Source organism: bacterium, from assembly GCA_024226335.1.
GTDB lineage: Bacteria > Myxococcota_A > UBA9160 > SZUA-336 > SZUA-336 > JAAELY01.
The window spans coordinates 1-20,997 of the sequence record JAAELY010000170.1; the positions used below are offsets into that span (position 1 = coordinate 1).

Genomic DNA, 20,997 nt, shown 5'->3' on the forward strand with positions numbered 1-20,997 from the left:
TCGAGCGAGAAGCGGGAGTCGCCGCCTGAGCAAGCAGCGTGATCCGATCGCAGATCCGTAGATCTGCAGAGGGTCGCGCGACGCAGCGCAGGCGGATTCATCGCGCTTCGCAGCCGCAGCCTCCCTGTCCAGAGGTTCCCTAGCCCGCAGGCCTCAGGGATGTTGGAGCAGATGGGCGATGCGCTCGATGTCGCCGGGGGCCGGATCCGCGCGCAGGGTCATCAGTGCCACGCCGTCGACGAGCTGGCTCTCACGCAGCTCTCGCAAATGCTCTGCGAATACTCGCCAGCCCGTTTCGGCCCCGCCTTCGCTCAGTTCGTCTCGCACCGTCTCCGGGATGCGAACGCCCAGTCGCGAGGCGATCCGCTCGGCGTCCTGCTCGGAGCAGAGCGGCATGAGCATCGCCAGGATCTGCGCTTGCGGCGCGTGCCTTCGTATTGCTTCGGCCAGGTTCTCCAGATCGTCGAGCCCGAAGACCGGCTGCATCTGGACGAAATCCGCGCCCGCGTCCAGCTTCGGCAGCAGGTTTGCCAGCACGCGTTCAGCAGATCCGTACTGGTTCGCGGTTACCCCGATGCGCAGCTCAGGATCCGCCGTTCGCAGCAGATCCACGAGTTCGCGCAGTTTCGGTGTGTCGGGCTTGTCGACCGCATCGTGTTCGCCGCGCAGACACAGAACGGAACGCACTCCGCCTTCGAGCGCCCGCTCGATATCGCAGCGGATCTCGGTCTCCGATCTTCCGCGATTTGCCACATGCCATACCGCGTGCATGCCCGATCGGACGAGTGCGATCGAGGCCTCGAGACTCGACCAGCGTTCGGGGCGCTGGATGACGTGGATGGCGTCCGCGCGGTCTTCGAACAGGCGCGCACGGCGCAGGAGAATCGCGTTTTGCGGTTCCTTTGGCGGCGTAATCTCGTGAGCGATGTGGAACATCAAGTATTTCCGAAGCCGTCGAGCAGGGACTCCCGGAACGCGCGCAGAGCCGCGGAGCGAAACGCCCCCGCCGGTTCTTCGAGCCAGATGGCGTCCTGTAGTTCCGCTTTTCCGGAGCGGATCAAATGCAGATGCCCGTCTTTCAGCAAGGAGTTGGCGATGTGTCTCGGAACGACACCGGCGCCCGCACCTTCCAGAACCAGCTCGAGTACCAGGTCTGTGCTCGCGGCCCAGGCTCGGACGTTGCTTGCACTCGCTTTGCGTCCGAAGTGGTGACGCAGCCAGCGATCGATCAGGGGCGCGCTCTGGTAGTAATCGACCACTGGAAGATCGCGCACCTGGGCGAGGAGTGCGGATCCTCGGATCGAGTTCTCGCGCGAAACGAGCACGAGTTCCTGTTCGTACAGCCGGGTTGCCGTGAGCTTGCTCGCCGTATCGGCTGAAGGCTCGATGACTACGGAATAATCGAGTCTTCCGTCCAAAAGCATCTGTGTCAGCTCGCGTTGCGATCCGTAGAGTAGTTTCACCTGCGCGTGTTCGTTCTTGGCGAGGAACGAACGCACCAGACGTGCCAGTCTCGAACGCGAGGCCCCGACGAATACCCCCAGGCGGATCAGTCCGCGAACCTCTTGCTGGCCCCGCGTGATCTCGTCGAGGGTTTCGCGCAACTGGTCCTGGTGGTGTCGGAACTGTCGACCCAGGAGTCGACCTTCGGCGGTGAGTACCAGGCGCCGACCCAGCCGATTGAACAACTGCAAGCCCAGCGAGCGCTCCAGGGACGACACGCTCTGGCTCACGGCCGAGCGGGTCAAGCCCAGTTCCCTGGCGGCGCCGCTGATGCCGTCGGCATCGAGTACGGCCAGGAAAACCTTCATCTTGTTCAGGTCGACGTCCATCAGGTCGCGGCTCAGTTGTTCAGTACAAGTAAACAAAATGGAAAATAGGACTAATGCAGCTAATCATCTGATTCTGGACTAGGATTTTCTCGCGAGCAAGCCCGACCGCGAGGAGACCCCATGAGTGTTCTGGAATTCGAAGCCGCCCGATTGCACGTGCGCCTCGGTTGCAGCGAGGATGAACGGCGGATTCCACAGGACGTGGATCTGGGGATTCGCATCCGATTCGCCCAGCCCCCGTCCGCCTGCGAGACCGACGCGCTCAAGGACACCGTCTGTTATGCAGAATTGATCGAACTCGCGAGCGACATTGCTGCGCGTCGGGAGTTCCAGACCATCGAGCGACTCGCCCGCGAGCTCTATGTGCGAATCCGGCCCATGCTTCCCGCCGACGCCGAACTTTGGCTCAAGGTGACCAAGGTGCATCCCCCAGTGGCGGGTTTGACAGGGGGCGTGAGCTTCAGCCTCGGAGACCCCGAAAGCGACAGTTTTCGAGCGTCTCCTTAACAGTTTCCCAGGAGGTTTCCCAGGAGGCTTTCCACGACCTGCTAACCCGCGCATTTCCAGCGTCTTGCTGCGCACAGTGGCGAGGAATGCAGGCTAGAATCCCGGACTTCCGACCGGCACCGATGCCGGTTCCAGAATCAGCAAGGGAAATCGGAATGCCGGATTACGACTACGATCTTTTCGTCATCGGTGCGGGTTCCGGTGGTGTGCGCTGTAGCCGGGTTGCCGCATCGTTTGGCGCACGCGTCGCGGTGGCGGAGGAACGCTACCTGGGTGGGACCTGTGTGAATGTCGGCTGCATTCCCAAGAAGCTCTTCGTGTACGGGGCGCACTTCCGTCAGGATTTCGAGGATGCTGCGGCCTACGGCTGGTCGGTCGGCCAGATCGGCTTTGACTGGAACACACTGCTGTCGAACAAGGACCGCGAAATTGAACGCCTCAACGGTATCTACGCGCGCCTTCTCGATCAGGCCGGGGTCACGCGCATCGAAGGTCGCGCTCGTATCGTCGATGCCCATCGTGTCGAAGTGTCGGGCAAGGAATACACGGCTCGTCACATTCTGGTGTCGGTCGGCGGTTGGCCGCGTATGCCTGAGATCCCCGGAATCGAACTCGCGATCAGCTCCAATGAAGCCTTCTACCTGAAGGAACTGCCCAGGCGGGTTCTCGTTGTGGGCGGTGGCTATATCGCGGTCGAGTTCGCTGGAATCTTCCACGGACTGGGCGTGGAAACCACGCTGGCCTACCGGGGGCCACTGTTCTTGCGCGGCTTCGATGACGATGTGCGCACGACCCTCGCCGATCAGATGCGCAAACAGGGCATCGATCTGCGCTTCGACCTCTCGATCGACGGGATCAAGTCCGCGGAAACGGGTCTGGTTGCAAGCTGTACAAACGGCGAGACGCTCGAAGCCGAGCAGATTCTGTACGCGATTGGCCGCGATCCATTGACCGACGACCTGGGGCTGGAGAGTGCGGGGGTCGATCTCAATGAATCCGGCGAGATTGTGGTCGACGAGTACTCCTGCTCATCTGTGCCCAGTATCCACGCGATCGGCGATGTGACCCATCGTGTGGAGAATCTCACGCCAGTGGCGATCCACGAGGGAATCTGCCTGGCGAACACCCTCTTCAACGACACGCCGATGAAGCCCGACCATCAGAACGTTCCCTCGGCGGTCTTCAGCCAGCCCGCAATCGCATGCTTGGGCCTGACCGAGAGCGCCGCCCGGGCGGCCTACGGGGAACTCGATGTCTATCGCTCCGTTTTCCGCTCGCTCAAGCACACGCTGACCGGACGGGAAGAACAGACGATGATGAAGCTCGTCGTCGACCGCGCATCGCAACGCGTCGTGGGCGCTCATATGGTCGGTACCGACCCGGGAGAGCTGATGCAGGGAATCGCGATTGCCGTGAAATGCGGCGCAACCAAACAGCAGTTTGACGCGACAATCGGTATCCACCCGACTTCCGCCGAGGAGTTCGTGACGATGCGTGAGCCAGTAACCGACTGACGATCCGTCACTCCTCCCCTGGTGGAGACCCCAATCCGCCTAGGGAACCTCTGCACAGGGAGGCTGCGGCTGCGAAGCGCGATGCATCCGCCTGCGCTGCGTCGCGCGACCCTCTGCAGATCTACGGATCTGCGATCGGATCACGCTTCTTGCTCAGACGGCGACTCCCGCTTCTCGCTCGATTCCTCCCTGTGCAGAGATTCCCTAGAACTTCAATACGATATCGCTGTTCAAACGCTTGCGATCCGCACCGTCGAGCGAATTGCTACCGCTGCCCACGCCAGCGCTGATTTCGTCACTGTCGAAATAGGTGAGTTTCAGAACGACGTGATTTCCCAGCCGCTTCGAGGCGTAGACCATGATTCCCTTGCGATTCGTGTTGGAATCGAGAACATCGCTGTCGATGAAGTTCGCGATCAGGGAGTTGGTTTCGGCATAGAAGTAGCCGATGCCGATTTTTCCCCACTTCTTCTTGTTACCCGTCTCGAAACCGAAGCTGTAGGCATCCTCGTCCTTGTCGGCCGCGCCGATGGATTGCGCGTCGAAGTTTTGCGCGAAAGTTCCGTAGATCGTCACGGGCCAGTCCTCGAGGCCAGCAAGCGTCAGGTATCCACTGATCTCGCCGATCTTTGCGTCGCCGATTCCGCTCGCGTTCAGATCGAAGGTCTGCGCAGCCGTATTTCCATCCGCAACGGCTCTAGCCACGTTGTCCGCATCGAGGTTTTTCCACTGATACAGCGAGGCGCGGATCCCGGCCTTCGTGCTTCCTCCGGGCCGGAAATGGCAACCGAATTGACCTGCGTAGAGCATGCCATCGGCTTTGGAGCTGTTCTCGTCCACGTCGAAGCCACCGACCGTGGCGAATACGGACGCGACGTCATTGAGTTCGAGCGAGGTCTTGAAATAGAGTCCTTCGGGGCTGATGTCCCGATCCCAGAGCAAGAGGTCCTTGCCATTTTTCCAGATGAACGGGTTGCCGACCTTTCCGGCCACCAGCTTCGTGTCGATCTCGCCAGTGGGCAGCTTGAACTCCGCCCAGACGCGATCGATGAAGAGCGGATCATTGCCGAAATCGAAGTCCTCACCGCGGTCCCTCGTCGTGCTCGCAACGACCTCCGTACCCGCGGAGCGGTTCGTGCTGTCGTTTTCGAAGGAACCGCTCGCAAGGCGCATTCCCACCTTGGCCCAGGGATTGATTCGCTTCTTGAAACCGATGCGTGCGCGATAGCGAAAGCGGTATCGATCATCGTTCTTGCTCAAACCGTTCGCATTCGTATCCTGCCAGGATGTCTCGTGTCGCAGGCGCAAATCGCCCGTGAATTCGATGCCTTTGCTGATTCCCGCAGCGACCGACGCCGGGGACGTCGCCCGTTCGGCCATGTGCCGGTCCAGAAGCTGGGTTTCCTGCGCCTCGTCGATCAGTCCCTTTTCCCTGAGGATCGAGACGATTTCTTCGACTGTGGTTTCTTCAGCACTGACCGGGAAGGGGGGCAGGGCGAGAAATACCGTCGACAGCAGGAATGCCGCGATGATGCCGATTCTGCGCGCGCACTCTGTGAAGAACATCCGTTTTCTCCTTTGGGGTTCATTTTCCGGCGATTCTAGCCGGAGGCGTTCACGCAGGCGTGTCGAGTAGGTGACAGGATGGTGAAGACCGTTGCTGGCCTGCCATATGCCCCGCTTGCCCGGACACGAGCCCTGTGACACGTTCTGGCGCGCGTATGGATCCCCAGCGGCCCACAACCGAGATGCTCCTCTGGGCCTATAGGCGTGGCATCTTTCCCATGGCCGACTCGCGCACCGGGCAACTCGATTTCTACAGTCCGGATCCCCGCGCCATCATCCCGCTCGACGGACTGCATGTGCCGCACAGTCTGGCTCGCGTGGTGCGCAGCGGGCGCTTCGAGGTGCGCACGAATAGCGATTTCGAGCAGGTGATCCGAGCTTGTAGCGCTTCGCGCGCCGGGCGGGAGGAGACCTGGCTCGACGAGCGGCTGATTCGCCTCTACGTGAGACTGCACGAACTCGGGCATGCCCATAGCGTGGAAGCATGGCGCGACGACAAGCTAGTAGGTGGGCTCTACGGTGTTCAGGCCGGTGCCGCGTTCTGCGGTGAGAGCATGTTCAGTCGGCCCGAAGACGGGGGTACAGACTCGTCGAAGGTCTGTCTGGTGAATCTCGTGGAGCGACTGAATTCCGGTGGTTTCGAGCTGCTCGACACGCAGTTCAGCACGCCCCACCTGAAGCGTCTAGGCTGCTTGGAGGTTTCACGCGAGCGGTATCTGGAGCTGCTCGAGCGGGCCATCGCGCGACGGGCCGTCTGGCCCGCCGACTAGTCTGGCCTCGCTTCGAGATCGGTCGCTCAAGCGTCGGGCTTCTGACTCCGATGATCCGATCCGTGGCCCGGAATGAATCTGACAAGTCGCGACGGGATTTCGATCGCAGCGCCCGGAGGATCACCTGCGAGATGCGCATCCGGGGTCAGAACTGCCGGGGTGTGGTGACTGACCTGTCTGCTCGAGGCCTGTTCATCCAAACCAAAACCGTCGCGGATGAAGACACCGAGGTTCAAGTACGCCTCTACGACGTCGACTCCGACCCCATCGATCTGATTGCCCGCGTCGCTCGCCGGCGCACATCACATCGTTCCCTCGCGGCGCTGGAAATGGGCGGTCTCGGGCTGCGCATCGTCTCGGCACCCGAAGCCTATTTCGAACTCCTGCTCTCGGTTCGCAAGCCCGAAGTCGAATAGCAGGCGCGGGCTGCGTTTGTTGCGCCCGTTGCGCTGTAACGAAAGAGCATCCCCGTCGGAACCAGAACTCCGAGGTGAGTCAGGTCTGAACGAGATCGGCCGCTGCCGCCAGTGCGCCATCCACGAAGCCGATGTAGTCTCCGCTGCGGCGGGTCACGCTCACGCCGAAACCACAGGTGCCGAGTGTGGTGGTGTCGAGGTTGGCCGTATTCCAGCGCACGATACCGTGAACGGATACACGACCGCCCGAAAGTGTCTTGAATGCGGCGACGATCGATGTGCCTTCTCTGGGCAGAAGAGGGCTGCGAACGAAGAAGCCCTCGAGAGACACGTCCTGAACCACACCTCGACCTTCCGAGTTGCCCGCCACAAAGGCGGCGCGAATCGGTTCTGAAAGATGGATTCGTCGCTTGTTTCGCACGCTGTCCACTCCCCCAAGGTTCTGCCTTCAATCCAGTCTATCGGCAGGTCTGCGAAAGAGAGTCGGGTGGAGATCACATTCCAGCGGTGATCGGCATCACTTACGAAACGGAGGGTGTTTCCGCGAGCTGGTCGCCGATCCATTCCAGATGATTGGCGGCTGCGCCCAGCGTCAGCTCCAGATGCCGGGACCAGATGTAGGAGCGGTGGAGCGGGTAGTCATTGTCGATCCCGATGCCGCCGTGCAGGTGTTGTGCGGCGTACGTCGTGAAACTGCCGCCCTGGGCGGCCCAGTATTTCGCCACCGAAACCTCGATTGAAGCGGGCCGGTTCTCCGAGAGCAGAAAAGCCGCTTGCTGGAGGGTTACCCGCATGGCTTCGACCTGTACATATGCATCGGCTGCGCGCGTGTGCACGGCCTGGAAGCTGCCGATTGGCCGGTTGAACTGCTCGCGTTCCGTGGTGTACTCCGCAGTCATACGCAGCGCGCGATCGGCCACGCCCAGTTGCATCGCGCACAGGCCCACGGTTGCTCGCTCGACGACTCGACGCAGGATCGACTCGTCGCTCGTCGGTTCCTGGAGCACGTCGGGTTGTTCGGCGCGGGCGCCTTCTAGCACCAGCGTAAAGACCGGCTCGCGATTGGTCGCGCGTTGCCGCTCGAGCTTCACGCCCGAAGCCTTCGGATCGATCAGGAAGAGTCCGATCTTTCCGTCTTCAGCGTGCGCGGGTACGAGCACACGTGCCGCCACGTGCGCGGATTGAACGCAGATCTTCGTACCGTACAGACGCCAGCCCTTGGCATCCCGATCGGCCTTCGTCGAAGGTTCGAGGGGATTCACCGAGTCGGGTTCCTCAAAGGCGCCCGTCAGAATTACCTCACCCGAAACGACACCGGGCAGCCAGCGTTGTTTCTGCTCATCGTTCCCCAGTTCGGCGATCGGCAGTGCGGCCAGTGCGAGAGTTGCCCAGAGCGGCACGGGCGCGACAGCGCGGCCGACTTCCTCGAGCAGGATGGTCATCTCGATGATGCCGAGGTCCATTCCGCCGAAAGCTCCCGGCAGGCAGGCGCCGACGAGACTGGCCTTGCACAACTCGGCCCAGAGTTCGCGATCCCAGCCTTCGTCGCCGGCTTCGATCTCACAAAGGCGCTCGTGCGTCGCCTTGTCGGCGAGGATTTCTCGCGAGAGGTTGCGCAGGGCTTCCTGATCTTCCGAGTACGAAAAGTCCATCCCACTATTCCTTGTAGTTGGGCATCTGGAGCCCGGCCATCGCGATGATGTCGCGTTGCACTTCGTTGGTTCCGCCGCCGAACGTCAGGATGAGTGCGGAGCGATACATGCGTTCGATTCGACCCTGAATAACCGCACCCGGTGAGCTGCGTTCCAACTTTCCGACAGAACCCAGGATTTCCAGCAACCAGCGGTAGGCGTCGACGAAGAATTCGCTTGCGAAGACCTTGACCGTCGAAGCTGCTGCCGGGTGCAGAGTGCTGTGCGTGAGCGTCCAGGCTTGCTTCCAGAGCATGAGCTTGATCGCCTCGCCACCCGCGTGTGCGCGTGCAAAGTTCTGTCGAACCCAGGGCTGGTCGATCACACGGCGCCCGTCCGCCAGCTTGGTCTCCTGTGCCCACTCGCGGAGTTCGGCCTGCATGCGTTGAAAAGGCCCGATCGGGAACAGCGAGACGCGCTCGTGGTTCAACTGGCTGGTGATCAATCCCCAGCCGTTGTTCTCGCCGCCGACCAGATAGTGAGCGGGCACGCGGACGTTGTCGTAATAGGTGGCATTCGTTCGCACGTCGGCCATCGTGCGGATTTCGGTCAGCTTGAACCCCGGCGCCGTTGTGGGGACGATCAACATCGAAATACCGCGGTGCTTTTTCACGTCGGGATCGGTGCGCGCGGCCAGCCAGATGTAGTCGGCGAAGTCGGCCAGACTCGTCCAGGTCTTCTGTCCGTTGATCACCCACTCGTCGCCTTCGCGATGGGCCTGGGTGGTGAGGCTCGCCAGATCGGTGCCCGCGGCGGGTTCCGAGTAACCGATCGCGAAGTGCAGCTCGCCGGCCAGGATTCTCGGCAGAAAATCTGCTTTGAGCTCTTCGCTGCCGAATTTCATGAGTGTTGGGCCGACTGTGCCCAGGGTGAGGAAAGGCAGTGGGTAGCCAACGCGCTGGACCTCGTCGGCGAAAATGTACTGCTCCAGCGGCGTGCGCCCCTGTCCGCCGTACTCCTCCGGCCAGCCGATCCCGAGCCAGCCGTCCGCACCCATCTTCTTGAGGGCCTTGCGGTATTCGGGGCCACCGCCTTCGCCGCCCGCCGCGAGTTCCGCTTTCAACTCGCTGGTCATCAGGTCGGCGAAGTAGCTGCGCAGTTCCTCGCGCAGGGTCTTCAATTCCGGGGTCAGATCGATGTACATGGCCTCTCTCCCTGATCGAGGTTCCCAGCGGAGCGCTGATTTCGACTGGATTCCATTATTAGAACGTGTTTCAATCGGAGCGGTCAACTTCAGCTTCCGGTAAGCATGTAGCTCCCCATGGCTAAACTCCTGGCTGGCAGTGAACACTTCCTCGTTCATGAGATCCCCGCCTACGAACCTTCGGGCGACGGCGAACACCTGTACGTCGAGATCGAGAAGCAAGGCCTGACCACCGAGGCCGTCGCGGAGCGATTGGCCCAGTGCACCGGGCTTCCCCGCGCAAACATCGGCTACGCGGGGCGCAAGGATCGCCACGCGATCACCCGACAACGATTCAGTATTCGGTCCGGTTCCGAAGAGTCCCTTCAGGGCCTCGCTTCACTGAACCGGGGCGGTGCTCGTATCGAGATCCTGCTCGTCTCGCGCCACCGCAACAAGCTTCGGCGCGGACATCTGCGCGGGAACCGCTTTCGCCTGTGTCTCGAGGTTTCGCCAGACGAAGTCACCACGTTGCACGAAGTACTGCGGAATCTGCAACACCAGGGACTGCGCAATGGCTTCGGTCCGCAGCGCTTCGGTTTCAACGGTGCATCGCTGGAGATCGCACGCGCCTGGGCCCGCGCTGATTTCGCCCGCGCCGTGGAATGGGTGATCGACCCGACCGGTGTATGGACTCTGAAGGACGAACTCCCCGACGGCTATCGACACGGCGCGGACGGGCGTGTACTTGGCAAGCTTCGCAAGGGTGGTGATCCCCGCCAGGCCCTGCACTCGGCCGGTCCCGCGTACTTGAAGCTGATTGCGTCGGCCGGGCAGAGCGCGATCTTCAACGCCGTACTCGCGGAACGAGAGCGCGCTGGATTGCTCTACACACTCCGCGAAGGAGACCTGGGACGTTCTCCGCGCGGTGGCGTGTTTCGCTGTGCGGCTGAAGATGCCGAGAGCACGACGCGCCGCGCGCAGCCGGGTGAGCTCGATGCTTTCACGACCGGACCGCTTCCGGGTACCGCGAAACAACGTCCCGATCCCGCAATCGACGCTGAAGAACGCGCGTGGAGCGCGGACGTGGCTATTGACTGGGCGGCGTTCGAGCGCGAGGGGGTCATGCGCAGTCCTGGGGAACGCCGGCCCCTGCTGGTCCCGTTCCTTGAAACGCCGGAAGTCGAGGTCGAGGGAGAACGCTGCTGGCTGCAGTTCGCACTCCGCTCCGGAAGCTACGCAACGGAAGTACTGCGGCAGGCGGGTATCGATTTGCCCCTGAACCGCGCTACCTGAGCCCGTTCGAAGCTCGCGCGTCTGCGTGGCCTCGAAGACCAGGCGGAGTTCATAGATTGGGTATCCAGGAGATCGAAGCTCAGCTCACCGGCCCCGGCGGTCCATTCGAACTCGCCGAAGAAGACGTGCTCGGTGAGACGCAAGCGGTGTTCAGGAATCGCGCCGGCAACCTGCGCGAACTCCTCGCCCAGTCTGCAGAACGAGGAGATGCCGAGTACATCGTGTACGAGGATCGTCGTATCACGTTCGCGCAGCACGCCCGTCAGGTGGCGTCGGTCGCGCGCGCACTGCAAGAACGCTTCGATGTGCGCAAGGGCGATCGCGTGGCGATCCTGGCTGCGAATTGTCCAGAGTGGATCATCAGCTACTGGGCCGTGACGAGCCTGGGTGCAATCGCGGTCGGCCTGAACGGCTGGTGGGCGGCCGACGAGATCCTCTACGGCCTTGCCGATAGTGAGCCGAAGCTTCTGATCGGCGATCGAAAACGCATCGCACGGCTCGCTGGAGAAGACGTCGGCGTACCCGTCGTCGAAATGGAAGCCGAGTTCAGGGAGCTCGTGCAGTACGCGCCCAATGCGGAGTTGCCCGAGACCGCGATCGACGAAGACGATCCCGCCTCGATCCTGTACACCAGCGGCACGACCGGCCGACCCAAGGGGGCCGTCGCAAGCCATCGCAATCTGATTGCGGCACTCGGTCTGCAGTTCTTACACGGGCTGCGGGCGATGCTGCTCGCCGCGGAGCGCGGCATTCAGGCATCCGGTCCGCGCCGGCCGACCTGCGTGCTCGTGACCAGTCCGCTCTTTCACGTTTCGGGGTTGTACACGGGCGCTCTGATGATGCTCGCGAGTGGTTCAAAAACCGTCTGGCGTTCCGGTCGCTTCGATCCCGTCGACGTGATGCGCCTGGTCGAAAAGGAAGAGGTCACGAACTGGTCTCCGATGGGCGATATGGCGCACAGGGTCCTCAACCACCCCGACCTCGCGAAGTACGATCTATCCAGCCTGATCGGCATCGGTTCCGGCGGTGCACCCCTGAGTGCCGATCTGATGCAGCGCATTCGCAAGCAGTTCCCGGTCGCAGGTGCGGGCATGGGGACCGGTTACGGTCTGACGGAGTCGGGTGCGATCGCGACGATCGCCTGGGCCGACGAACTCGAGAAATTCCCGGCCACGGTCGGACGCCCTCTGCCCAGCGTGCAGGTCGAGATCCGAGATGAAAAAGGCCGCACCCTCCCCGATGGACGAGAGGGCGAGGTATGTATCCGCAGCCCGTTGATCATGCTCGAGTACTGGCGCAATCCGAAGGCGACTTCAGAGACGATTGGAGCGGGTCGCTGGCTGTTCACGGGCGACGTCGGCCGTATCGAAGACGGGCGCCTGTACATCAACGCGCGCGCGCGCGATCTGATCCTGCGCGGCGCCGAGAACATCTATCCGGTGGAGATCGAGCACCGGCTCGAAGTTCACCCAGACGTCGAAGAGGCGGCCGTCGTCGGTGTCGACCATCCGGAACTTGGCCAGGAGGTGAAGGCCTTCGTCGTCGCGCGTGCAGGTGTGAAGCTCGACACGGACGCCCTGGCGCTCTTCGTGGGCAAAACCCTGGCCACTTACAAGGTGCCCGCACACTGGGAGCTGCGCGACGCCCCCTTGCCCCGCAATGCAACGGGCAAGGTGCTCAAGCAGGTGCTCGCCGGTGAGGCGGAGAACAGCTTCGTTGCCGAGTAGAGCGCAACCCGCCGTGAGCTTCGGGGATTCCTGTTAGGATCGGCCGCATGCAGATGTCTTTTGGACGAGCTTTCGGCTGGTTGTCCGAGCAGGCGCCCGATTTCGAGGCGATCGTGTTCGAAGACCGAAGCGCCACGCGCGCAGAACTCGAACGCCGTTCCAATCGCCTGGCTCGCGCTTATCGGGAAATGGGTGTGAAGGAGGGCGATCTGGTCACGATCGCATTGCCCAACTCGATCGAGTTCTTCGAGGTCGTGCTCGCCGTCTGGAAGCTGGGAGCTACGCCTTCTCCGATCTCCTCGTATCTGCCGGAAATCGAGCGACGCGCGATCATCGAGACGACGAACCCCGCACTCCTGATCGGAGCGCAACCGGGAGAACAGTCCGCTCGAGTCAGCCTCGTTGCGGGATTTGAACCCGACACAGCGCTCTCCGACGCGATCCTGCCCGAGGTTACGCCCGAGTGTGCGCGCGCCATGACCTCAGGGGGAAGCACCGGTCGGCCCAAGGTGATCGTCGAGAAGACGCCAGGAGTGACGGATCCCGAAGTCGCAGAGAACGGCATGCGCGTCGGGGGAACGACTCTGGTTCCCGGACCGCTGTACCACGCTGGACCTTTCATCACATCCTGGCAGACGCTCTTCTCGGGGGGGCGCATCGTGCTCATGCCCCGTTTTGAACCGGAGGCCTGTCTGCGGCGGATCGAAGAGCAGGGCGTGAGCTGGGTGTTGTTCGTGCCGACCATGATGCAGCGCATCTGGAAACTGCCAGACGAAGTGCGCGCTCGTTACGATCTGAGTTCACTGGAAGTGGTCATGAGTTCGGGAGCGGCGAGTCCGGATTGGCTCAAGCGCGCCTGGATTGATTGGTTGGGTCCGGAGAAGATCATGGAAGCCTACGGCGGCTCCGAACGCATCGGCGGTACGCTGATCTCGGGCAGCGAATGGCTCGAACACCCCGGCTCGGTCGGCAAGCCCACCGCCGGGCGCAAGGTGCGCATCCTCGATTCGGCGGGGAAGGACGTTCCCACCGGAGAGATCGGTGAGGTCTATATGATGCCGCCGGGCGGGCAGGGCAGCACCTATCGCTACATCGGTGCGCAAGCCCGGTCGACCGACGACGGTTGGGAGACATTGGGCGATATGGGTTACCTGGATGAGGATGGCTATCTCTACCTGGCCGATCGCAAGACCGACATGATCGTGACCGGCGGAGCCAATGTGTATCCCGCCGAAGTCGAAGCCGCGATCGACGCCTATCCGACCGTGCGCTCCAGTGCAGTCATCGGCCTGCCCGAAGAAGACCTGGGTCTTGCTGTGCATGCGATCGTCGACGCGCCCGACGGAGTGACGGACGACCAGCTGCGCGCCCATCTTTCCGAACACCTCGTGCGTTACAAGATCCCGCGCAGTTTCGAATACGTGAAACAGCCGCTGCGCGACGATGCTGGTAAGGTGCGCCGCTCGGCGCTGCGCGAAGCGCGCATACGCGAAGCACAAGAATCCGACTGAAATTATCGACGAACCCAAGACCCGGAGGACTCCCATGGCGCTCTCGCTTCAGGAAATCTCGGACCGCATCGAAATCGACGATCTGCTGATCCGCTACACCACTGCGATCGACGACAAGGACTGGAATCTGCTCGACCAGTGCTTTCTGCCCGATGCGAAAATCGACTACGTGAGTTCCGGCGGGGTAGCGGGTAGCTACCCTGAGGTTCGCGAGTGGCTAGGCAAGGCACTCGCCGCGTTTCCGATGACCGTGCACGCGATCAGCAATTCGGTCATTGAACTCGACGGCGATACCGCAACGGGCAAGACCCTGGTCGTCAATCCCATGGGCTTTCCCAATCCGGACGGCTCCCTGCACATCTTCACGGTAGGTGCGTACTACATAGACAAGCTCGTCCGCACGCCCGAAGGCTGGCGCATCGCCGAACGAATGGAAGAGCAGGCTTATCTGGACGGCAGCCTGCCCAGAGCGCTACAGGTCCCCAGCTGAGCTGACGGGGCACCGCACCCGGTTCCGCGAGTTGCCGCGTAGGGCTCGTCTATTTCTGCAGCCGCTCTTCCAGCAGCTTGTGGAAGTGCCGGATCTTTGTTTCACCGTAGTCGGCAAAGATCGCGAACGGCTGCTTCATGGTCTTCAGTCCCCGCTGCACACGCGGCAGGTTGTACACGTCCTGGTTGAAAACCTTGGCGAACATGCCGAGTTCCGGTGCGTCGACCCAATCGTCGTCTACTCCCAACCAGTGGATCGGAGCCGCCGGAGGACATTCGCCCGTTGGCCGCGGCAAGAAGAACATGCACTCGTGGATGCACTCGTTTGGATTGCTCCCATTGGGTCGGAAGCGGTAGACGATGTTGTTGAACGATCCCCACGGATGGAAATTGGGAAAAACCGTGTAGTAGATCGAGTCGATCAGTTCGGCGTCGCTGAATCCGTCGACCTGATCGCCGAGCGTCGCTCGCAGTCCTTCGCGCGCCGGGGCCGCGAAAGCCGAACGTACGTTCTGCTCGGATCCCGCTGGAATCGGTGGCAAGGCGGGTGTGCCTTCGCTGTCGGGAAGGTGGCGTCCACCGATCCAACCGCACATGTTCGGATCGGCCTGCCCGAGCGGACCTTCGACGTGAAGGCCTTCAGCGGTGAACTTGCTGACCGCTCCATCCTTGGTCGTCACGTGAACGAGCCCGTCATCGCCGGCCTCGAAGATATGTCCGCTGAGTGCGTGCCTGAGCTTCCGGTAGAGAGTGGCATCTGGAAGCGGCTCCGCCGCCGGCATACCCGCTAGATGGGGACTCGGTGTTCCGTTTGGCGAGATCGCTCGCGAGAAATTGCCGAAGACGTCGTACTTGGAATTCGCGTCGCCGATGGCGCCGAGGATGGTGGGGTGGGTGGCCACGACGTGATAGGCCTCCATGAAGGCCTCCTGCGCGGCCTTCCAGTTGCAACGCAGGACCTTGGCGACATGAACCGCCTTGTATCGTCTCTCGTAGGGAAGAAGTGTGAAATGATCCGATAGATTGCCGAGATAGCTCTCCAGCGGTTCGCAGTCCGGATCGGGATTGATGAAGATGAAGCCTCCCCAGCGCCCCACCTTTATGTCATGGAGACCGAATTCATCCTCCTTGATCGACGGGAAATCCCATTGGCACGGGATCTCTTTCAGTGATCCATCGAGGCGCCAGCTCCAGCCGTGAAACGCACAGCGCAGTTCGCCCGCCCACTTGCCACGTTCATCGCGCAAGAGTCGTCCACGGTGGGGACAGGCGTTGTGAAAAGCTTTGAACTCATCGGGTCCGGAGCGAACGATGAGGAAAGAGAGATGGGCGATGTCGTAGACGAGATAGTCGCCTTCGTCGGGAATATCGTCTTCGTGGCAGGCCATCTGCCAGACGCGCTTCCAGACCTTCTCCACTTCCAGGTCGTGAAATTCCTGCGAGAAGTAGCGCTCAACGGGAACTCTTGTGGGGCCCGGCGGCATGGGCGATTCGACTCGAAGAATATCGCGAACGGGATGACTGTCGGTGTCCAGTAGCTTCTGATAGTTGATCCCAGCCGAGCGATCCGTTCCCGTCAGAATTTCGGTCATGACTTCTTCTCCTCTTCTCGACCGGTCTGTGGCTTCTGTCCGGTCATCGCGGGTTTCGTGTCCGTTGCAATTCCTGTGGCGCCGGCAAGCCGCCTGGACCCGAGTCGCCTGCCTTGTCCGCGCGTCTTCTTCGCGACCGAACGAGGTGGAAGCTCGAGTTCGACCAGTTCCGTCGTGACGCCAGTTCTCGATGCGTTACGCAGCGCGGCGAAGGCGATCCGGCCTCCGGCTCGAATCCCTCCGGCGATCATCCCTCCGAGCAAGCGCCAGCGATCCGGTGAGTCGTAGATGAAGTCCGCCATCGCCGGGTCGCGTAGGAGTGCGAAGAAATCCACGAAGTCCTCGCCCCGCAGGGCCACGATGTACTCCCAGGAAACCGGCGCCTCGGTCTGTCCCTTCACGTAGAGCTGGTCGGCGCCGGGGTGTGCCTCGCCCTTGCCGAGATGAAGATCGATCGTCTTCTCGCCCAGTCCCTTCGACCAGAAGTTCATCCGCCCACGAGCCCCTTCTTTCGCGCTTCGGCGACATACTCCGGTTCGGTCCACCAGCGCTCCAGGCCAAGATCGTCCGCAACGACGCCCGCTGCATTGTACCCGCCGCCGAGCAGGACCATGCCACCGGGCCAGACGCTCGCGCCGCAGACGTAGAGATTTTCGATCGGCGTGCGATAGGAGGAGCAGTCGGCATTCGGCCGATTCGAGAGCATCTGGGTGGGAAGATAGGCTCCGTGCTTGATCGATCCCTGTTTCATGTCCGGAAGCCGATTCTCGATGTGCAGGGGATGATTCACGTACTGGCGAATGACGGTCGCGTTCTCGAGATTGCTCGCGTACGCGCTCCACACCTCCAGGATCTTCTTGGCGTAGTCGATCTCGAGTGCGTCCCAGCTGCCTTCCGCGTTCTCGTACGGTGCGAGGGCCTCCCAGCATGCGACGGCACTTCCGGACTCGACGTCGACGGGGGCTTGCATGGGATCGAAGTCGGTCATCGTGAGTCCGGCGCCGATAAAGCCGAAGCGCCCCTGCTTCACGGCCGCGATGTGTTCCAGGAGTTCGTCACACGTCTCGACGCCCATGATCTTGATCAGAGCTCTGTCGGCATCGGGGTCGAAGGCCGCGGCATCGTGGCGCGGTCTCTCGGAGAGGGCGTAGTGGACGTTGATGAGACTCGTCGATTCCCATTCCCAGGCCTTCGTCGTCGAAACCAACGTATCGGAAGCGGCGCGACAGGTATCCTCCCCTATCAGATCTAGGAAGGTCGTCTGCGGATTCGTGGTGGTGACGACCTTCTGCGCGAGAATCTCTTCGCCGCTGGTCAGTCGCACACCGACCGCCTTGGTGCCATCCGTGAGGATCCGCGAGACCTCGGCTGCGCGTTCGATCGTCGCGCCGTGTCGCGTGGCGAATCGCGAGATCGAAGCCGCCAACTGGTGGGAACCACTTTGCACGATGCTGGCGTGAAGGAGACGGGTCACGAACAGCGGAAGCATGAAACCCAGACCGCCCTCAGGATCCATTCCGTACATGGTGCCCAGGTAGAGCAGGGCAGTCTTGAGCAACTCGTTTTCGAATCCCGCCGCATCCAGTGTTTCGAGGAACGTCTCTTCCGCCATCTCGTTGATGAGGGCGCCGACTTCGCTCTGTTGATAGCTCACGACCATGTCGAGCATGGGAATTGGCTGGGCGTAGGTGGCTGGAATGAGCGCCTCGTTGACGATCGTGTACCAGTCTTCCATGACCCCGACGTAGCGCTCTGCGTCGTCGGGAGAGAAGCGCGCGATGCTCTGGGCCGTCTTCTGGATGTCCGAGTAGAACGTCATGGCCCGGCCATCGCGAGTCAGGATGGAGGCCGCCACGTCGGGTTGCACATAGCGACAGCCCCAGCCGCCGAGATCGAGGTCGCGGTAGGGCGGCATCACGTCCATCATCAACATCAGCTTGGCGTGGGTGTTGAAACGAAAGCCCGACCATTCTTCAGTGATCAGGCCGCCCCCGCCTTCGTGATGGCGTTCGAGGAGCAGTACCTTCGCTCCTGCGCGCGCGAGATAGGCGCTGGCTGTTAGGCCGTTGGGTCCCCCGCCGATCACGATCACATCGTATTGTTCATCCAGCTTTTTCACGTTTCACCCAAGCCCTCGTCTGCTCGTTGCCCGAAGTTCAGTCGAGGTGAAGATCGATTTCGATGCCCCGACCGCGCAGCATCTCGAAGCCCGCCCCGAGTGCGTCGTGTCGCCACCAGTCCTGGTCCTTCTTGACCCCGAGATCATCCGCCACCACCAGTGCAGCGCAGTACCCGGAACCGAGATTCGAAGTGCCGTAGGGCCAGATCCCGTTGCTGAGATAGAGGTTTCCAAACGGTGTGCGCGGGGCCCCGCAACCCGGGAAGGGGCGAGCCGTTCCGAACCACTTCAAGCTAACAGGGCCGCTACACGTGCTTCCCTTCACCATGCTCGGGTTCTTGCGGTAGTAGTCGAGGGGTGTGTTGCAGTAGCGCGCGACCACCGAGTCGAGAAAGCCCGGGTTGTACTCGGCGAGCAGGCGATCCACGCGGTCGCCGTAGTCCTCTCTGATCACGTCCCACTTCTCGGGGCCGCCGTGTCCTGGCAGCTCCCAGGGCACGTTGGCCCAGCACATCGCCGTGTACTGTCCCGGCGGGGCCTGAGTCGGATCTGCCAGCGAAAAGCCCTGAACCGACAAGCCCGCGACGATCGGTGGGTCGGGGAGTACGTTGTCGTTCAAGTTCTGCTCCAGGCGACGAATATCGGCAATGCTCTCGATTCCAAAGTTGAAACCGAACCCACGATTGATTTCTTCGGGATACCCCTCCCAATGCGGCGGTTTGTCGAGCACCCAGTAGTTGGTGAACAACACGACTTCGTCGTTCTTGTAGTCGTCGACGCCTTTCTTGATCCAGGGAGCCAACTTCTCCTCACCGATCAGTCCCTTGAATGTCGGATGACAGGAGAGATTGCTCACCACGGCGCGACGTGCCCAGACTTCGGCTTCGGGGTAGACCGCGTTGGCTGAAAGAGCGACGCCCTGGACCTCGTCGCCGTTCATGATGAACTTTTCGACGGGACAGCCGGTAAAGAGCCGGCCCCCATGCGCCGCGAAACAGGCACACAGCGCGTGGGTCACCGCGTGACTTCCGCCTCGGGCCGTCCATGTGGCACTCATGATCGACTGGATCACGGGAAAGAGCAGGGGCATGAACGTGCCGGAGCCCCGCTCCCACGGGTGAACTCCCATCATGATGCAATTGGACAGGATCGCCGTGCGCAGTTTTTCGTCCTGGTAGACCGCCTCCGCCATCTGTATGCCGTCGAGCTCGTGGGCGTTCTCCGGGATGTCGGGAATGATCGAGCGCAGGACGTCGATCAAGCCCCCCGGAGCCACGGCTTCTTCCGGACCGCGTGTGGCGGGAGTGAAAGACGAACTCATGGTGACCCCCGACAGTAAGGGTGCGACCAGGTTGTAAGTGGATTTGAAGATCTCCGCGTCGTGCGCGTTGATACTCTGCATGTGTTCGTATTGGCGACGTGCGCTGAAAGAGTTGAACATCACCGCGCTTCGGTCCTTGAAGGGGTGGAACATTCCCCACTCACCCGAGGTCAGCATTTCCAGACCGTACTTGTCGAGTTCGAGATCCCCGAAGGCCGGTGACCAGTGTGTGAGCAGATTGCAGGCACAGAGGTTCACTTTGACGCCCGGGTGCAGGATGTCCTCGGTGCAACATCCGGAACCCGCTTCCAGTCTGCGTTCGAAGCACGCGACCTGGAGCCCCGACTTCTGCAGATAGCAGGCGGCGGTGAGGCCATTGATTCCGCCTCCGACGATGATGACATCGTATTCTCGTTCGGGTCCGGTGCTAGGCATCCGTGTTCTCTCCCTGGCGGACGGTTTCGCCTTCGGCGTGTGAGCTTGCAGTCGTGGTGCGAGCTCGGGGGCTGACGAGTAGTCGGCGCGCGAATGCTCCCGCAAACACAAGCATCGAGAGCAGTGCCGATCCCAGGATGTTCCAGCGCTGGCGACTCTTGACCAGAAAAGAAACGGCGGCGGGTTGTTCGAGAAGCGCGATGAAATCTACGACGTCTCCGCCGCCCAGAGTGACCGCGTATCCCCAGTAGACCGGAGGCCCCATCGTTCCGTGAACGACGACGCCCTCTGTTTCGCTGCGCATCTCATTGCGGTCGGACAAGCGCACCTCGAGGACCATTCTGCCCAGACCTTTGGACCATAACTCCATTCAGTGGCTCCTGATTCCCGCACAGGTGCGCTGCGTACGACGCGCTCGTGCCCGCAACGACTCGGCCGTGGGTTCAGGTACGACACCCAATAACAACAGGCTGGCAGCGAGTTCGGCGAGTGCGCGAAGTCGTTCTGCCCCGAGATCGCGACTCGCCCATTGGAGCATGGCCTGTGAGGATTGGGCGCCAATGAGATGGGCGAGTTGTTTCGGGTCGACCCAGTCGACGATTTCTCCGGTCTCGCGTGCAGTTTCGAGCGCATCCACGAGTTGGGCGTGGAGTGCCTCGGACACGCGCCGGCCGATGCCGTGACCGGGCGACGTGAGGAAAAGATGCAGAAGCGAGCGCGAGTAGCCCGGCGAGTGCACCAGTTCGCGGCAGCACGCCTCGAGAATCGAGAACACCTTGTCGATGGCCGTAGCGGCTTCGCCCGTCTCGATTCCCCCGAGCAACCGGACGAAGTGGTCTTCGACCGCCGCAAAGAGCACGTCGTCGCGACCTCCCACCAGGCTGTAGATCGTCGGGACCGAGACGCCGCACTCGCTGGCGAGCGCGCGCATCGTGAGGGCGTCGTGGCCTTCGCTCGCGATGATCTGCCGCGCAGATTCGAGGATGCGCTCGCGGCGTCCGGCCTTGTGAGCTTCTCGCAGGTTCATCGAGGGGTCGCGCACTGCTTCTCCGAGCTGGCTTGCAAGAGAAAACTTTATCATGTTAAAG

General features: G+C 61.8%; 20 protein-coding genes. 8 read left to right on the forward strand and 12 right to left on the reverse strand.

Going from position 1 to position 20,997, the window contains the following annotated elements:
- Positions 1-153: 153 nt before the first annotated feature.
- Together GY725_08045 and GY725_08050 are read right to left on the reverse strand one after the other, a co-directional pair.
- A complete protein-coding gene (locus tag GY725_08045; GenBank protein ID MCP4004129.1) occupies positions 154-936 on the reverse strand; it encodes a hypothetical protein in 783 nt (260 codons plus the stop codon).
- Complete coding sequence (locus GY725_08050) at positions 936-1,832, reverse strand: LysR family transcriptional regulator (GenBank protein ID MCP4004130.1); 897 nt, start codon at positions 1,830-1,832, stop codon at positions 936-938. The genes GY725_08045 and GY725_08050 overlap by 1 nt, the downstream gene beginning before the upstream one ends.
- 120 nt (positions 1,833-1,952) lie before the next feature.
- Here GY725_08050 and GY725_08055 point away from each other — a divergent pair, with 120 nt between their 5' ends.
- Together GY725_08055 and gor are read left to right on the forward strand one after the other, a co-directional pair.
- A complete protein-coding gene (locus GY725_08055) occupies positions 1,953-2,339 on the forward strand; it encodes a dihydroneopterin aldolase (GenBank protein ID MCP4004131.1) in 387 nt (128 codons plus the stop codon).
- A gap of 155 nt (positions 2,340-2,494) precedes the next feature.
- Entirely contained in the window at positions 2,495-3,853 is a 1,359-nt protein-coding gene (gene gor / locus GY725_08060; protein ID MCP4004132.1) for a glutathione-disulfide reductase, read from the forward strand.
- Between the two features lie 204 nt (positions 3,854-4,057).
- Here gor and GY725_08065 read toward each other — a convergent pair whose 3' ends face one another.
- Positions 4,058-5,419, reverse strand: a complete 1,362-nt coding sequence (locus tag GY725_08065; GenBank protein MCP4004133.1) for a hypothetical protein — start codon at positions 5,417-5,419, stop codon at positions 4,058-4,060.
- A gap of 155 nt (positions 5,420-5,574) precedes the next feature.
- Between GY725_08065 and GY725_08070 the strand changes: the two genes are divergently transcribed.
- Together GY725_08070 and GY725_08075 are read left to right on the forward strand one after the other, a co-directional pair.
- Positions 5,575-6,189, forward strand: coding sequence for a leucyl/phenylalanyl-tRNA--protein transferase (locus GY725_08070; GenBank protein MCP4004134.1), 615 nt, complete (start codon positions 5,575-5,577; stop codon positions 6,187-6,189).
- Positions 6,190-6,251: 62 nt separating this feature from the next.
- The gene (locus GY725_08075; protein ID MCP4004135.1) at positions 6,252-6,605 is read left to right on the forward strand and encodes a PilZ domain-containing protein; all 354 of its coding nucleotides are present in this window, start codon (positions 6,252-6,254) and stop codon (positions 6,603-6,605) included.
- Positions 6,606-6,684: 79 nt separating this feature from the next.
- Here the strand turns inward: GY725_08075 and GY725_08080 are convergent, their stop codons facing one another.
- The 3 genes from GY725_08080 to GY725_08090 form a co-directional block, all read right to left on the reverse strand.
- A complete protein-coding gene (locus GY725_08080) occupies positions 6,685-7,026 on the reverse strand; it encodes a hypothetical protein (protein ID MCP4004136.1) in 342 nt (113 codons plus the stop codon).
- A 100-nt stretch (positions 7,027-7,126) separates the two neighbouring features.
- A complete protein-coding gene (locus GY725_08085; protein MCP4004137.1) occupies positions 7,127-8,257 on the reverse strand; it encodes an acyl-CoA/acyl-ACP dehydrogenase in 1,131 nt (376 codons plus the stop codon).
- Between the two features lie 4 nt (positions 8,258-8,261).
- Positions 8,262-9,440 carry an acyl-CoA dehydrogenase gene (locus GY725_08090; GenBank protein ID MCP4004138.1) on the reverse strand — a complete coding sequence of 393 codons (1,179 nt, stop codon included), beginning with the start codon at positions 9,438-9,440 and terminating at the stop codon, positions 8,262-8,264.
- A 117-nt stretch (positions 9,441-9,557) separates the two neighbouring features.
- Between GY725_08090 and truD the strand changes: the two genes are divergently transcribed.
- From truD to GY725_08110, 4 genes are read left to right on the forward strand one after another with little or no spacing between them, the layout of a single operon-like run.
- Positions 9,558-10,715, forward strand: coding sequence for a tRNA pseudouridine(13) synthase TruD (gene truD / locus GY725_08095; GenBank protein ID MCP4004139.1), 1,158 nt, complete (start codon positions 9,558-9,560; stop codon positions 10,713-10,715).
- Positions 10,716-10,771: 56 nt separating this feature from the next.
- A complete protein-coding gene (locus GY725_08100; protein ID MCP4004140.1) occupies positions 10,772-12,442 on the forward strand; it encodes an acyl--CoA ligase in 1,671 nt (556 codons plus the stop codon).
- A gap of 47 nt (positions 12,443-12,489) precedes the next feature.
- Complete coding sequence (locus tag GY725_08105; GenBank protein MCP4004141.1) at positions 12,490-13,953, forward strand: AMP-binding protein; 1,464 nt, start codon at positions 12,490-12,492, stop codon at positions 13,951-13,953.
- A 34-nt stretch (positions 13,954-13,987) separates the two neighbouring features.
- Positions 13,988-14,443: a nuclear transport factor 2 family protein gene (locus GY725_08110; protein ID MCP4004142.1), complete on the forward strand. Its 456-nt coding sequence runs from the start codon at positions 13,988-13,990 to the stop codon at positions 14,441-14,443.
- Positions 14,444-14,492: 49 nt separating this feature from the next.
- Here the strand turns inward: GY725_08110 and GY725_08115 are convergent, their stop codons facing one another.
- From GY725_08115 to GY725_08140, 6 genes are read right to left on the reverse strand one after another with little or no spacing between them, the layout of a single operon-like run.
- A complete protein-coding gene (locus GY725_08115) occupies positions 14,493-16,034 on the reverse strand; it encodes an aromatic ring-hydroxylating dioxygenase subunit alpha (GenBank protein MCP4004143.1) in 1,542 nt (513 codons plus the stop codon).
- Positions 16,031-16,525 (reverse strand): hypothetical protein, encoded by a 495-nt coding sequence (locus GY725_08120; protein MCP4004144.1) that lies wholly within the window; start codon positions 16,523-16,525, stop codon positions 16,031-16,033. The genes GY725_08115 and GY725_08120 overlap by 4 nt, the downstream gene beginning before the upstream one ends.
- Complete coding sequence (locus GY725_08125; protein ID MCP4004145.1) at positions 16,522-18,153, reverse strand: NAD(P)/FAD-dependent oxidoreductase; 1,632 nt, start codon at positions 18,151-18,153, stop codon at positions 16,522-16,524. Before GY725_08125 ends, GY725_08120 begins: the two co-directional genes overlap by 4 nt.
- 37 nt (positions 18,154-18,190) lie before the next feature.
- Positions 18,191-19,909 carry an NAD(P)/FAD-dependent oxidoreductase gene (locus GY725_08130; protein MCP4004146.1) on the reverse strand — a complete coding sequence of 573 codons (1,719 nt, stop codon included), beginning with the start codon at positions 19,907-19,909 and terminating at the stop codon, positions 18,191-18,193.
- Positions 19,902-20,279 carry a hypothetical protein gene (locus tag GY725_08135; GenBank protein MCP4004147.1) on the reverse strand — a complete coding sequence of 126 codons (378 nt, stop codon included), beginning with the start codon at positions 20,277-20,279 and terminating at the stop codon, positions 19,902-19,904. The genes GY725_08130 and GY725_08135 overlap by 8 nt, the downstream gene beginning before the upstream one ends.
- Entirely contained in the window at positions 20,280-20,951 is a 672-nt protein-coding gene (locus GY725_08140) for a TetR/AcrR family transcriptional regulator (protein ID MCP4004148.1), read from the reverse strand.
- Between the last annotated feature and the right edge of the window lie 46 nt (positions 20,952-20,997).